We start from the raw sequence: 13,543 nt of genomic DNA on the forward strand, positions 1-13,543 counted from the left end.
CGGCTGGCCTTCGCGGCGGACGGGCGCGCGCTCACGGCAGGGTGAGGATTTCCGCGCCGGTGTCGGTGACGACCAGGGTGTGCTCGAACTGTGCCGTCCACTTGCGGTCCTTGGTGACCACCGTCCAGCCGTCGTCCCAGATCTCGTAGTCGATGCCGCCCAGATTGATCATGGGCTCGATGGTGAAGGTCATGCCCGGCTCGATCTCGGCCTCCACGGCGGGCTGGTCGTAGTGCAGGATCACCAGGCCGCTGTGGAAGGTGGGGCCGACACCGTGGCCGGTGAAATCGCGCACCACGCCGTAGCCGAAGCGGTTGGCGTAGGACTCGATGACGCGGCCGATGACATTGAGGGCGCGGCCGGGGCGCACCGCCTTGATGGCCCGCATGGTCGCCTCCTCGGTGCGCTCGACCAGCAGGCGCACCTCCTCGTCCACGTCACCGGCGAGGAAGGTGGCGTTGGTGTCGCCGTGCACGCCGTGGATGTAGGCGGTGACGTCGATATTCACGATGTCACCGTCCTCGATCACGGTGGAGTCGGGGATGCCGTGGCAGATGACCTCGTTGAGCGAGGTGCAGCAGGATTTGGGGAATCCCTTGTAGCCCAGCGTCGACGGGTACGCGCCGTGATCGCACAGGTACTCGTGCGCGATGGCGTCGAGCTGATCGGTGGTGACGCCGGGTGCGACGGCCTTGCCCGCCTCGGCGAGCGCCTGCGCCGCGATCTTGCTCGCGATCCGCATCTTCTCGATGGTCTCCGGCGTCTGCACCCAGGGCTCGTGTCCCTCGTTGACCGTCTTCTTCCAGACGTACTCCGGCCGCTCGATGGACTTCGGCACCTCTCGAATGGGCGACTGGGTGCCGGGAACGAGAGGTTTGCGGGTGCGCACTGACATGGAACAAGACTATCCGTCCGCGAGGAGTGGTTCTTACCCGGAATACTTCCGGACCATGGTCCGTTTAGTAGGTTGGTTGACGCGGTAACTACTTGCAGGAGGCACCCGCCGTGGAATTGGGACTGACCACATTCGCCGAGATGACCGCCGTCGGCGACCGGCCCGCGCCCGGCGCCGGACAGCGCTTGCGCGAGGTGGTGGCCGAGGCCGTCGCCACCGAGCGCGCCGGACTGGACGTCTACGGCGTCGGTGAACACCACCGCGCCGACTTCGCGGCCTCCGCCCCCACCGTGGTGCTGTCGGCCATCGCCGCCCGCACCGAACGCATCCAGCTCACCAGCGCGGTCACCGTGCTCAGCTCCGCGGACCCGGTGCGCGTGTACCAGGAGTTCGCCACCCTGGACCTGCTCTCCGGCGGGCGCGCCGAACTGATGGCGGGCCGTGGCTCGTTCATCGAATCCTTCCCGCTGTTCGGCTACGACCTGAGCGACTACGACGAACTCTTCGACGAGAAACTGGCGCTGCTGCTGAAGATTCGCGCGGACGAGCCGGTCACCTGGTCCGGGAAGTTCCGCGCCCCGCTCAGCGACACCGTGGTGTATCCGCGCACCGAACGCCCGCTGCCGGTGTGGATCGCGGTGGGCGGCACCCCGGAATCCGTCGCCCGCGCCGGGCTGCTGGGCCTGCCGCTGGCCATCGCCATCATCGGCGGGCAGCCCGCGCGCTTCAGACCGCTGGTGGACCTGTACCACCGGGCACTGGCGGAGGGCGGCCACGAGCCGCGGCCGGTGGCGGTGCACGCGCACGGCTATGTGGCGGAAACGGATTCGCAGGCCGTGAACGACTTCTACGCGCCCTACGCCGCCGCCATGAGCGCCATCGGACGCGAACGCGGCTGGGCCCCCATGACCCGGGACCACTTCGACGCCCTGCGCTCCCGAAGCGGTTCGCTGTTCGTCGGCACCCCCGACCACGTGGCGGAGAAGATCGCCACCGTGCGCGACGATCTCGGCCTGGACCGCTTCATGCTGCACACCAGCGTGGGCACGCTGCCGCACGAAAAGGTGCTGCGCAACATCGAGCTGCTCGGCGACAAGGTGGCCCCGCAGGTGCGGTGAGCGGCGACGGCCGGAGCCGCGTCGATCGCCGATCCGCGGTCATGCCCGGCACGACGCGGTGAGCAGGCCGACAAGAGGCCCGGCCGACCACGGGCTCGCGGCCGTTACCGGCGGTGCCGTGACCGACACCGATTCATGCGCACCTGGAGGCCCGGTTCCGGCGCGGTCGGCCCGCACGGTCACTGGCTACCGTTACGATCTCGGGGACACTCTCGGGTGGCGTCGACGCCGCGCGGGGCAGCACACAGCGGAGGATGCGCGCGTGGCCGAAATCAGCACCCTGACCTGGATTGTCACCATCGGTCTGATTCTGTCGCTGCTCGCGGTGGATCTGATCGTGGCGGCGGTGAAGCCGCATCGGGTGGGCTTCCGGGAGGCCACCCTCTGGTCGGTGTTCTACATTCTCGTGGCCGTCGCTTTCGGGGTGTGGTTCGCCTGGCAGTACGGCAGCGGGTTCGGGGCGGAGTTCTTCGCCGGATACGTGGTGGAGAAGAGCCTGTCGGTGGACAACCTCTTCGTCTTCGTGATCATCATGACCACCTTCGCGGTGCCGGAGGAGCATCAGCACAAGGTGCTCACCTTCGGCATCGTGCTGGCGTTGATCATGCGGGCCATCTTCATCGCCCTGGGCGCGACGCTGCTGTCGCTGTTCTCCTTCATGTTCCTGCTGTTCGGGCTGCTGCTCATCTACACCGCGGTGCAGCTGTTCCGGCACCGCGATCAGGATCCCGAGGTCGACGACAATGTGATGGTGCGGGCCGCGCGGCGGCTGCTGCCCATTACCGACGACTATGTGGGCGGCAAGCTGTCGACCCGCGTGGACGGGCGCTGGATGGTGACGCCGCTGTTCATCGTGCTGCTGGCCATCGGCAGTATCGATCTGCTGTTCGCGCTGGACTCGATTCCGGCGGTGTTCGGCGTCACCCGCGAGCCCTATATCGTCTTCGCCGCCAACGCTTTCGCGCTGCTGGGGTTGCGGGCGCTGTTCTTCCTCGTCAAGGGCCTGCTGGACCGGCTGGTGTACCTGTCGACCGGCCTGTCGCTGATCCTGGCGTTCATCGGCGCCAAGCTCATCCTGCACTGGGCGCACGTCGACATCGACGACCGCGTGCCGGAGATTCCGACCTCGGTCAGCCTGGGCGTGATCGTCGCCGTGCTCGTGATCGTCACCGTGGCCAGCCTGATCAAGACGCGGCAGGATCCGACCGCGAAGGCGCACGCGGGCTCGCTGCGGGCTCATCCGGATCAGGAGCGCGACCGGCAGGGGCAGCCGGGCTGATCTCGTCGCGGCGGGCGCGTTTGCCGCGGGCGATCTCGGTGGCGAGGGCGTCGAGCGGCTGGGCGAACGGCGTGAGCGAATCGTGCAGGGCCGCAAGCCAATGCTGCGCCGCCTCGATACCGTCCGGGTCGAGGGCGTAGTGACGGCGGGTGCCGTCGGCGCGGGTGCGCACCAGCCCGGCGTCGCGCAGCGCCTTGAGGTGCTGGGAGACGCCGGGCTGGGAGATGGTCGCGTGGCGCTGCACCGCGGTCACGATCGCGCCCGCGGGCTGTTCGCCGGTGGCGGCCAACAGTTCGAGGATGTGGCGGCGGATCGGATCGCCCAGCGCCTCGAAGATCTTCGCCGGGGAGCGGTCCATCAGGAGTGCGCGCCGTCCTCGGGCGCACCGGTGTAGAACGCGATGGTGCGGTCCGCGGCCGCCCGGGCGGCGGCCGGGTCCTCGCCGTCGCCGATGGCGGCCTCGGCCCAGCCGCGTGCCGCGTGCTCGATGAAGTCGCGCCCCTCCGGCGTCTCGTGGAAGGTCTGCGCCAGCGCCGGATCCATCGGCTGCCCGGTCGCCAGGTGCTCCCCCAGTCCCATCAGGGCGAGATCCCAGCCGACCCCGACCGCGCCCGGCCCGAACCGCTCCCAGAACTCCGGGTCGACGGGTGCCTCGTGCACCAGTTCCAGCCGCGTGCCGTCGCCGTCCGGGGTGAGGGTCACCTGCACCCACGAGGTCTGATCGTTGAACACCCAGGTGATGGCGAATCGTCGCGGTTCGTCGCATTCCTCGACGACGCCACCGGCATTGCCTTCGATCTGGTACTTCCCGCCGAGCTTCAGGTCACCCGAGACGGGCGCGAACCACCGTGGAATGCGCTCGATATCGGTCAGCGCGCTCCACAGATCGGCCTGTTCGGTCGCGTAGGTCCGGCGTGCGACAGCGATCTTGGTCGGCGCACCGGCGCGCTCACCGCTGCGCAGTTCACGGGCCACGAGTCCGGCTACGGCGGCCGGATCGGTCAACAAGGGCATAACGAAACCTCCTCTATAAGTTGGCACTTATATTAGCGCGCGCGAGCCCACCCCGCCACCCCTGCCGACCACAGCAATCACCCCGCCAATCACAGCGATCAGCCTCTGCCGACCACGGCGCTCAGCCCTGGAGACCACAGCGACCAGCACGACCACGGGGTCAGCAGCTGGCGACCACAGGGATCAGCCGCGACCGGATCGTGCCGAAACCGTCTCGTTCGACTCCGGAGCACGCAGTCGCGCGGGCTCGACGACCAGGACCGGGAGGGCGGCGTGGTGGACCAGCTCGGTGGACACGCTGCCGAGCAAGCGGGTGGACAGGCCGCGACCGCGGCGGCCGACGATCAGTACGTCCATGTCCTGGTCGGTGGCGAAGCGGCGGAGGGTCTCACCCGAGGGACCTGCCAGCACCTCGAAGCGCACCGGCATTCCGGCGGCGCGGGCCCGCTCCGCGGCGGCGGCCAAGCGGGCGTCGGCGGCGTCGATCGCGGCGTGGGTGGCGTCGTCGGTGGCGTCGTAGCAGACCACCTCGGCGAGTACGAGCATGCCGCACCCGGATCCGAACAGGGTGAGCGCCGTATCGAGCGCACGATCGGATTCCGGGGAGCCGTCCATGGCCACCAGCACCCGAGGCCCACGAGTTTCGGCGCGACCCAGAATGCCCTCGGGCCCCGACGCGGCCAGACGCGGGCGGCGCTCGACCCGCTCCCACGCGATCGGGACGAACAGCGGCCCCAGCGCGACAGCGATGACGAGCCACATCGGGTCGTGGCCGCGACGGATCATCCACAGGCCGGTCACCACGCCGATGAACGCCCAGGCGATGAGAAACAGTGCCAGTGTGAGCGCCATGGCTCCACGGTCCCCCGGCGGACACCCGCACGTGTAGCGCACGAAGCCCCCGGTTGCGGGGACTTACGTCCCACGGCCCACCGGCCACCGGCCACCGGCGAGTGGCGAGCGGACCACCCCGACCATGCGGACACGCACACGACACGCACACAGCGGCCAGCCTGCCGCGCGCCCGGAAATCCCCACCGCCCCGGCGCACGCGGATCGTCACGTCGGACGGACCCCGCCACCCGGCGACGGTCAACCGCTGGCCCCGGCCACCGTGCCGATGCAGTCGACCTGGCCGCCTGTCCGCGGCGAACCGGACCAGCCATGCCGCCAGGGCCACCGAGCTGGCCGCGTAGCCCCGAAGGCGTTGCGCGCCTGAGCGGTTCCGCTATTCGCGCAGCTGCGCTTCGAAGGCGATGCGGTCGCCGCGGTAGAGGGAGCGGACGCGTTCGATGGGGGTGCCGTCGGGGTCGAGGCTGCGGCGGTGGAGCAGGATCATGGGCAGTGCCGTGGTGCATTCCAGGAGGGCGGCCTCGCGGGGGGAGGCGAGCACGGTTTCGATGCGTTCGGTGGCGGCGGCGTAGGTGACGCCGAGAGCGCGGGTGGCGGCGTAGAGGGAGGTCTCCGGGTCGTAGCTGTCGCGCAGGGCGGCGAAGCGGGGCAGGGGCATGTAGGTGCTCTCCAGGCCGATGCGTTCGCCGTCGGCGAGCAGGACGCGTTCCAGATGCATGACGGGCGTTCCGGCGGGCAGGGCCAGATCGCGGGCGATGTCGTCGTCGGCGGGGATGTCGGCCCAGTCGACGAGCAGGCGGCCGGGGGCGCGGCCGAAGCTGATCGCCCCCTCGGTGTAGGAGCGCAGTGACAGCGGCTGCACCATCTTCGGGCGGGAAACCACGGTCCCGCGCCCCTTGCGCCGAATCCGGCCTTCCACCAACAGATCTCGCAGCGCCTGTCGGACGGTTTCGCGGGCGACGCCGAAGCGCAGGGCGAGTTCGCGTTCCGGGGGGACGGCATCGCCGACGGCCAGTTCGGCCAGCATGGCGTCGAGTTCGGTGCGGATTCGATACGCCTTCGGGATACGAGCGCCCGCCCCCGCCGCGTCGGATCTCTCCATGCCCCACAGCGTACAGCGAAATGGTCTATACCAATTTTTAACCTGCCGTTTGCGTACGAAACACTCTTAGGTCTAGACCAGTGACCACGATAGGGCGCATGCGATTGGTCATCATCGGCGGCGGCATCCTCGGCACCGCCCACGCCCTGGCCGCCGTCCGGCGCGGCCACGAAGTGATCCAGCTAGAGCGCGAGGTCGAGGCCCGCGGGGCCACCGTGCGCAACTTCGGCCTGGTGTGGGTGTCCGGACGCAGCGCCGGTGAGCTGGAGATCACGCTGCGCTCCCGGCAGTTGTGGGAGGAGATCGGCGGCCGGGTGCCGGGCGTCGGCTTCCGCCCCGCGGGTTCGCTGACCCTGGTGCGCACCGAGGCCGAACTCGCGGTCGCCGAGGCCGCCGCGAACGCCGCGTCCGCCGCCGAGCGCGGATTCGAACTGCTCGAACCCGATCGGGTGCGCGCGCTCAATCCCGCGTTGCGCGGCAAATTCCTTGCCGGACTGCACTGTTCGACCGATGCGGCGGTGGAGTCCCGACAGGTGCTGCCCGCGCTGCGCCGGTACCTGGACGCCACCGGCCGCTATCGGTTCTTCGCCGGAACCGAGGCGCGCGCCGTCACCGGCGGCACCGTGACCGACGACCGCGGCCGTCGCCACACGGGCGATCTCGTGGTGGTGTGCCCGGGTGCGTCGCACCGCGGACTCGCCCGGGAACTGGTGGGCGACATGCCCGTTCGCCGGGTGCGGTTGCAGATGATGCAGACCGCCCCGCTGGGCGAGGATCTCACCACCGCCATCGCCGACGGTGACAGCTTCCGCTACTACCCCGGCTACGCGAGCGATGCGCTCGATCGGCTCGAGGCCGAGGAGTCGCAGTCCTTCGTCGCCGCCCGGCACAGGATGCAGATGCTGTGCGTGCAGCGCCTGCACGGCGGCCTCACCATCGGCGACACCCACGAATACGAGGAGCCCTTCGCCTTCGACGTGGACGAGGCCCCCTACGAATACCTCACCGGGGTCGTGGAGGAGCTGCTCGGCCGCAAACTCCCGCCGGTGGTGCGCCGCTGGGCGGGCGTGTACAGCCAGTCCGTCGATCCGGCGGCCATCGTCACCCGGGTGCGGGCCGATGACGCAGTCTGGGTCGTCACCGGTCCGGGCGGACGCGGCATGACCCTCGGCCCGGCCCTCGGCGAAGAGACCGCCGACCTTCTGAACCTGTAGGAAATCCCATGTCCGACACACAGATCGATCTCGCCGTCCTCGATATGGCCGGAACCACCGTCGCCGACGGCGGGCTGGTGCTGCGCGCCTTCGAGGAGGCCGCCACCGCCGCCGGAATCCCCGCCGAGGGTATCGAGCGCGAGGCCGCCCGTCGCTACGTCCTCGACACCATGGGCCAGTCCAAGATCGTGGTCTTCCGCGCGCTGCTCGGCGACGAGAACCGCGCGCAGCATGCCAATCAGGCATTCGAGGCCGCCTACGACAGGTTCGCCGCCACCGCGGCCGCGCCCGTTCCCGGTGCGGCCGAAGCGATCACGGCACTGCGCGCGGCCGGTATCAAGGTGGCGCTCACCACCGGATTCAGCCGCGCCACCCAGGACAAGCTGCTGGCGGCGCTGGGCTGGCAGGACCTCGCCGACCTCACGCTGTCCCCCGCCGACGCCGGCCGCGGCCGCCCCTATCCGGACCTGGTGCTCACCGCACTGCTGCGGCTGGGTATCGACGCCGTGGATCGCGTTGCGGTACTGGGCGATACGGCCAGCGATATCGCCACCGGCCGGGCCGCGGGCGCGCGCATCGTGGCGGGCACGCTGACCGGCGCACACAACGCGGAGCAGTTGCGCGCCGCGGGCGCCACCCACGTGGTGGATTCCGTCACCGAGTTCGCCCGGCTGCTGCTGGCGCAGCGCTCCTGAAGCCCCGCCGCCCGCTCCCGAGGGAGCCGGGCGGCGGCCCTCCCCCATCCCTTCGATTCAGCAGTTCCGACAAACCGAAAGTTGCTTCCCCCGTGCGCAATCCGAACAACCGCCTCGCACGCTCCCTCGCCAGGACGGCGTTGATCCTCACCTCCGCCACCGCCGTCGTCTTCGGCATGACCGCCTGCGGCGGCACCGGCACCGAATCCGCCGACGGCAAGACGGTGACCGTCTACTCCGCCGACGGCGTCGGCGAGTGGTACAAGACCCAGTTCGACAAGTTCAAGGAGCAGACCGGCATCGCGGTGAACCTGGTGGAAGCCGGTTCCGGTGAGGTCGTCAACCGGGTGGAGAAGGAGCAGTCCAACCCGCAGGCCGATGTGCTGGTCACGCTGCCGCCGTTCATGCAGAAGGCCGACAAGTCCGGTCTGCTCGAGCCCAGCGGCATCGACACCAGCGCCGTCGCCGACTCGGACAAGGACCCGAATGGCAAGTACGTCATGATGGCGGGCAACTACCTTTGCTTCATCGCCAACCCCTCGGTCAATGTCGCCGGGATGACCTGGGACGACCTGCTGAAGCAGGAGTACCGGGGCAAGATCCAGTACTCCACCCCGGGCCAGGCCGGTGACGGCACCGCGGTGCTGATCCTGCTGCAGCAGCTCTACGGCAAGCAGGGCGCGCTCGACTACCTGGCCAAGCTCCAGGAGAACAATGTCGGTCCCTCCTCCTCCACCGGCAAGCTCCAGGCCAAGGTCGACAAGGGCGAGATCCTCATCGCCAACGGCGACATCCAGATGAATATGGCCAATATCAAGGAGAAGGGCTCCAAGTTCACGGTGTTCTTCCCGGCGAACGCCGACGGCAAGGCCAGCACCGTACCGGTGCCGTATCTGATGGGCCTGGCCAAGGGCGCGCCGCACCAGGCCGAGGCCAAGCAGCTCATGGAGTTCCTGCTCTCCGCCGAGGCGCAGCAGGCGCTGCCCAACTCCTTCGCCATTCCGGCCCGCCAGGAACTGCGTGGCGTCATGTCCTCCGGCGGCGCGACCAATCCGGCGGTGCTGCTGCAGAACGTCCAGATCATCTACCCGGACTGGGCGCAGGTGCTGACCGATCTCGACGCCGACCTCGCCGCCTACCAGCAGGCCACCGGCCAGTAGGAATCCGCCCCACCCCCGAGGAGCGCACTCATGACCACCGCGTTGACGACATCCAGGGCGACCGACGCCGCGACCGCCGAGCCGGCCATCGTATTCGACCGGGTCGGCGTCACCTACGGCCGCGGCCGGAAAAGCACTGTCGCACTGGCCGATTTCACGCTCCGCGTCGCCGCGGGGGAAACGGTCGCGCTGCTCGGGCCCAGCGGTTCCGGCAAGTCCACCGCGCTCAAGGCGCTGGCCGGCTTCGTCCGGCCCACCTCGGGTGCGGTGCGCTTGTCGGGCAGCGACGTCACCCAGCTCTCCCCCGCCCGACGCGGCATCGGGGTGGTGGTGCAGTCCTACGCGCTGTTCCCGCATATGCGGGTGCGTGAGAACGTGGCCTTCGGACTGCGCTCACATCGGGTGCCGCGCAGGGAGATCGGCGCACGCGTCGCCGAGGCGCTGACCATGGTGGGCATGGGCGGGTACGCGGAGCGGCTGCCGCGGGAACTGTCCGGCGGACAGCAGCAGCGGGTGGCCATCGCCCGCGCGCTCGCCATCCGCCCCAAGGTGCTGCTGCTCGACGAACCGCTCGCGGCCCTGGACGCGCAGTTGCGGCAGTCCATGCTCGGTGAGCTCCAGCAGTTGCGTAAAGCCCTGCCGGACACCGCCATGCTGTATGTCACCCACGACCAATCCGAGGCGCTGGCGCTGGCGGACCGGATCGCCGTCATGCGCGATGCCCGCCTGGTCGATATCGACAGCGCCCGGAAGCTGTGGCAGCGGCCGCCCACCGATTTCACCGCCGCCTTCCTGGGCGGCGCGAATCTGCTGCCCTGCACCGTCAATCACGTCACCGGCACCGCCGCGCTGGTCACCGTCGGCGAGCACACGCTGCGCGCGGAGGTTCCCGCGCCGGGGGTGGGGCGGCCCGACTGGGTGCCGAATGCCGATGCGCACCTGTGCGTCCGGCCGCACACCGTCTCGATTCGGCCGCTCACCGAGAAGGACGTCCTGCGCGCCAGCGTGACCGGCACGGTGTGGCGGGGCGCGTCGACCCGGCTGCACCTGGACGTCACCGGTCTGCCCGGTGAGCTCACCGCCGATGTGCCCGGCCACGCGGAGTTGGAGATCGGCGATGTCGTGGGCGTGAAGTTCCCCGATCCGGCCGGCGTGCTGATTCCGCCCGGGATCGGAACCGCCGCCGCGGCGGACGAATCCGAGGTGCGGGCGTGATCGCGACCCGCACCGCACCCGCCGCCCCCGCCACCACCCCACCCGGCCCGCGCCGTTCGCTCGCGCCGCTGCTCTGGACACTGCCGCCGGTGCTGGTCGTGTTGTGTATCGCCGTCTATCCGATCGGCCGGGTGCTGTTGGAGTCGACCCGGACCGACGCGGGCCGCGGCACCGAGACCTGGACCACGGTGCTGGGCTCGGAGTCGTTCCGGAACGCGTTGTGGCGCACCGTATCCATCGCGGCGTGCTCCACCCTGGGCTGCCTGGTGCTGGGTACCTTCCTCGCGATCGTGCTGGCCTTCGTGCCGTTTCCGGGATCGGGTCTGGTGGGCCGCCTCATCGACACCGTGCTCACCCTGCCCTCCTTCCTGGTGACGCTGGCCTTCACCTTCCTCTACGGCACGGCGGGCGCGGTGAACGCGCTCATCGGTGAACTCACCGGCCGCGGCGAACCGGCGCTGAACTTCCTCACCACCCCGCTGGGTGTGATCGCCGCCGAGGTCACCTTCTTCACCCCGTTCGTCGTGCGCCCGCTGCTGGCCGCCTTCGCCCAACTGCCGCGCGAACAGCTGGATGTGGCTTCGAGCCTGGGGGCGTCGCCGTGGCGGGTGCTGTGGCGGGTGGTGCTGCCGGAGGCCTGGCCCGCCTTGGCCGCGGGCGGCAGCCTCGTTCTGCTGTTGACGCTCAACGAATTCGGCATCGTGCTCTTCACCGGGGCCAAGGGCGTCATCACCCTGCCCGCGCTCATCTACACCCGGGGCATCGTCACCTTCGACCTGCCCGGCGCGGCGGTGCTGGCCAGCGTGCAGGTACTGCTGTCGCTGAGCCTCTACCTCGGCTATCGCCTGATCTTCGCCCGGCTCACCGGGACTCGGAAGGAGCGCTGACATGCTGGTGTGGACCCGGCGCGGGCGCGCCGCCGTACTCGCCGTCTTCGCGGTGGTGGTGACGGTGGTGTTCATCGCGCCCATCGCCACGGTGGTGGCGGCGGGGCTGGCGGGACGCTGGACCGGACCGCTGCCCTCGGATCTCGGCTTCGGCAATGTCGGTCGGGCACTGTCCGGGGAGCAGGCGGCCAGTCTGTCGGTGAGCCTGCAGACCGCGCTGTTGGCCGGTGCGGCCGCGCTGGTCCTGGGCACCTGGGCGGCGCTGGCCGCCCGGGAAACACCGGAATGGTTGCGCCGCATCACCGATGCCGTCTTCCACGTGCCGGTGGCGGTGCCGTCGGTGGCCATCGGCCTCGGCGTCCTGATCGCCTTCAACGAACGTCCACTGCTGCTGGGCGGCACCAAATGGATTGTCGTCCTGGCCCATACGGTGCTGGTGCTGGCCTACGCCTTCAGCGGCGTCAGCGCCGCCCTGGATCGGCTGGACCCCGGATACCGGCAGGCCGCCGAATCGTTGGGGGCGGGGCCGGTCCGGGTGCTGTTCCGGATCACCCTGCCGCTGCTGCTGCCCGCGCTCGGCGCGGCGGCGGGACTGTCGATCGCACTGTCCATGGGCGAACTCGGCGCGACGATCATGGTCTACCCGGCCACCTGGAAAACGCTGCCGGTCACCATCTTCGCGGCCACCGATCGCGGTGAGGTCTTCGACGCCGCCGCCAGCACCACGCTACTGGTACTGGTCACCTTGATCGCGCTGGTGGTGCTGGGCCGCCTGCGCGGCCGCGCCGCGCTGCGGTGAACGGGCCCCGCGTTCACCCGTCGATGCCCTCCGCGAGCGCGCGGAGGGCATCGACGGGCAATTGATCGGCTTCCTCGATGAGGCCGCCGGCGAGGAGATACACCTCCGCCATCCGTACCGCGGCATCGCGCAGCTCCGACAGTGAGCGACTCAGTTCGACGCCCTTGTGCTCGAATCCGCACCGCAACTGCCGGGCCGAATCGAAGCCGCCGAAGCCGGTGAGGCGGTGCGTGCGCGCCGCCCGGGACCGCTGCGGTTCCACCGCCGCCGCGAATCGCAGGAAGTTCGCGGCGCATCCCCGCGCCGCGTCCGTATCCATGCGAAACGCCCCGGCCGCGGCCTGCCCGCGGAATGCCGCAGCAGTCGAATCAGCTTCGTTCACCATCGAACTCCATTCGCGAGCACCGATGAATCCATTCATAAGAAACCGAATGGTGTGTAGTTATGCGGTGAGCAATTGCGGTAGCCGCCTTGCCGAAAAACACAGCGATATGGGGTATTGCAACGCGATATCGGGTACGGGCGTGCCGCGCCAGTCGACCACGCGGCACGCCGGGCGGGGCGCCCCGTTGCGCCCGCCGTCTTGTGGCGGGCGACGTCCAACGTTTCGAGCGAGCTATTGGTCGGATAGACCGCTCTATTGACGTCTCCGCTGACGACAATGGCTCTGTAGCAATGCAATCAATCGTGTCAACGCATTTCGGGAGTCACTGCTCAGGTAAACGGCGACGGCCTCCGGCCACGTCGATTACGAGATCAGTGTAGCCGTCAACGAGTTCGGCGAGGTGATACCAGTGTTTATGGGTATTGTCGCTGGCCGCGCCCTCGTGGTCGATGACCTGGTTGGCCTCCACCCAGCTCCGGGCCATCCGGTCCACCACCGCGCCCAGACTCTCGGTGTGCAGGGCGGCGCCGTTGCGATGCTGCGGCAGTTCCCGTTCCACCCATTCGTTGATATCGTCAACGAGTTCGCCGCGCCGACAATCGATCTCGGCGGCAAGGAGCGGGTCGGCCACTTGCGCGCGGCGTTCGTGCAGTTCCGCGAGCGCGTGCGCCGACCGGAGCAGAACCCGGTCCTGGAAACGCCGGCCCTGGAAGGCGCAGAGCAATTGCGGGGCGGTCGGCAGCCCGCCGGCTATGGACATGGTCATCGCGACTCCCAGAACGTTCCCGACAACATCACTATTCGCACCAACATGATTGGTCTCCGGATTCAGCTGTACCGCTCATCGGATCGGTCGTACAAGAACTAGGCTAGCTGGATCATGCTCTTACAAATGCAAGAACGCAATACTGCGTTCTAACTCGTGCGC

The 13,543-nt window shown here is 69.3% G+C and carries 15 protein-coding genes; 8 read left to right on the plus strand and 7 right to left on the minus strand.

Going from position 1 to position 13,543, the window contains the following annotated elements; all coding sequences use genetic code 11:
* Window positions 1-31: 31 nt before the first annotated feature.
* Window positions 32-895, minus strand: coding sequence for a type I methionyl aminopeptidase (map, locus tag FOH10_RS20885; protein ID WP_029929917.1), 864 nt, complete (start codon window positions 893-895; stop codon window positions 32-34).
* Between the two features lie 110 nt (window positions 896-1,005).
* Here map and FOH10_RS20890 point away from each other — a divergent pair, with 110 nt between their 5' ends.
* Both FOH10_RS20890 and FOH10_RS20895 read left to right on the plus strand, forming a co-directional pair.
* Window positions 1,006-2,013, plus strand: coding sequence for an LLM class flavin-dependent oxidoreductase (locus tag FOH10_RS20890; RefSeq protein WP_143982010.1), 1,008 nt, complete (start codon window positions 1,006-1,008; stop codon window positions 2,011-2,013).
* Window positions 2,014-2,275: 262 nt separating this feature from the next.
* Window positions 2,276-3,292 (plus strand): TerC family protein, encoded by a 1,017-nt coding sequence (locus FOH10_RS20895; protein ID WP_143982011.1) that lies wholly within the window; start codon window positions 2,276-2,278, stop codon window positions 3,290-3,292.
* Here FOH10_RS20895 and FOH10_RS20900 read toward each other — a convergent pair.
* The 4 genes from FOH10_RS20900 to FOH10_RS20915 all read right to left on the minus strand — a co-directional run bounded on the left by FOH10_RS20900 (window position 3,198) and on the right by FOH10_RS20915 (window position 6,260).
* Entirely contained in the window at window positions 3,198-3,650 is a 453-nt protein-coding gene (locus FOH10_RS20900) for an ArsR/SmtB family transcription factor (RefSeq protein WP_143982012.1), read from the minus strand. The two genes, FOH10_RS20895 and FOH10_RS20900, sit on opposite strands and share 95 nt — an antisense overlap.
* A complete protein-coding gene (locus FOH10_RS20905) occupies window positions 3,650-4,306 on the minus strand; it encodes an SRPBCC family protein (RefSeq protein ID WP_143982013.1) in 657 nt (218 codons plus the stop codon). Before FOH10_RS20905 ends, FOH10_RS20900 begins: the two co-directional genes overlap by 1 nt.
* A 183-nt stretch (window positions 4,307-4,489) precedes the next feature.
* Window positions 4,490-5,158, minus strand: a complete 669-nt coding sequence (locus FOH10_RS20910; RefSeq protein WP_143982014.1) for a universal stress protein — start codon at window positions 5,156-5,158, stop codon at window positions 4,490-4,492.
* A 376-nt stretch (window positions 5,159-5,534) separates the two neighbouring features.
* Entirely contained in the window at window positions 5,535-6,260 is a 726-nt protein-coding gene (locus tag FOH10_RS20915) for a GntR family transcriptional regulator (RefSeq protein WP_143982015.1), read from the minus strand.
* Window positions 6,261-6,358: 98 nt separating this feature from the next.
* On the opposite strand from FOH10_RS20915, the gene FOH10_RS20920 reads away from it, so the two are divergent.
* The 6 genes from FOH10_RS20920 to FOH10_RS20945 all read left to right on the plus strand — a co-directional run bounded on the left by FOH10_RS20920 (window position 6,359) and on the right by FOH10_RS20945 (window position 12,230).
* Window positions 6,359-7,474: a TIGR03364 family FAD-dependent oxidoreductase gene (locus FOH10_RS20920; protein ID WP_143982016.1), complete on the plus strand. Its 1,116-nt coding sequence runs from the start codon at window positions 6,359-6,361 to the stop codon at window positions 7,472-7,474.
* Between the two features lie 8 nt (window positions 7,475-7,482).
* Window positions 7,483-8,169: a phosphonatase-like hydrolase gene (locus FOH10_RS20925; protein WP_143982017.1), complete on the plus strand. Its 687-nt coding sequence runs from the start codon at window positions 7,483-7,485 to the stop codon at window positions 8,167-8,169.
* 176 nt (window positions 8,170-8,345) lie between these two features.
* The gene (locus tag FOH10_RS20930; protein WP_143984232.1) at window positions 8,346-9,329 is read left to right on the plus strand and encodes a 2-aminoethylphosphonate ABC transporter substrate-binding protein; all 984 of its coding nucleotides are present in this window, start codon (window positions 8,346-8,348) and stop codon (window positions 9,327-9,329) included.
* Between the two features lie 30 nt (window positions 9,330-9,359).
* Window positions 9,360-10,544, plus strand: a complete 1,185-nt coding sequence (locus FOH10_RS20935) for an ABC transporter ATP-binding protein (RefSeq protein WP_143982018.1) — start codon at window positions 9,360-9,362, stop codon at window positions 10,542-10,544.
* Window positions 10,541-11,431, plus strand: coding sequence for a 2-aminoethylphosphonate ABC transporter permease subunit (locus FOH10_RS20940; RefSeq protein WP_143982019.1), 891 nt, complete (start codon window positions 10,541-10,543; stop codon window positions 11,429-11,431). The genes FOH10_RS20935 and FOH10_RS20940 overlap by 4 nt, the downstream gene beginning before the upstream one ends.
* 1 nt (window position 11,432) lies before the next feature.
* Entirely contained in the window at window positions 11,433-12,230 is a 798-nt protein-coding gene (locus FOH10_RS20945; RefSeq protein WP_143982020.1) for an ABC transporter permease, read from the plus strand.
* A gap of 13 nt (window positions 12,231-12,243) precedes the next feature.
* Here the strand turns inward: FOH10_RS20945 and FOH10_RS20950 are convergent, their stop codons facing one another.
* Window positions 12,244-12,615 carry a hypothetical protein gene (locus tag FOH10_RS20950; RefSeq protein WP_143982021.1) on the minus strand — a complete coding sequence of 124 codons (372 nt, stop codon included), beginning with the start codon at window positions 12,613-12,615 and terminating at the stop codon, window positions 12,244-12,246.
* Between the two features lie 322 nt (window positions 12,616-12,937).
* Entirely contained in the window at window positions 12,938-13,297 is a 360-nt protein-coding gene (locus tag FOH10_RS20955) for a DUF4254 domain-containing protein (protein WP_039816306.1), read from the minus strand.
* Window positions 13,298-13,543: the final 246 nt, after the last annotated feature.

Origin of the sequence: Nocardia otitidiscaviarum (assembly GCF_007362295.1) — a bacterium.
Taxonomy (GTDB): domain Bacteria; phylum Actinomycetota; class Actinomycetes; order Mycobacteriales; family Mycobacteriaceae; genus Nocardia; species Nocardia otitidiscaviarum.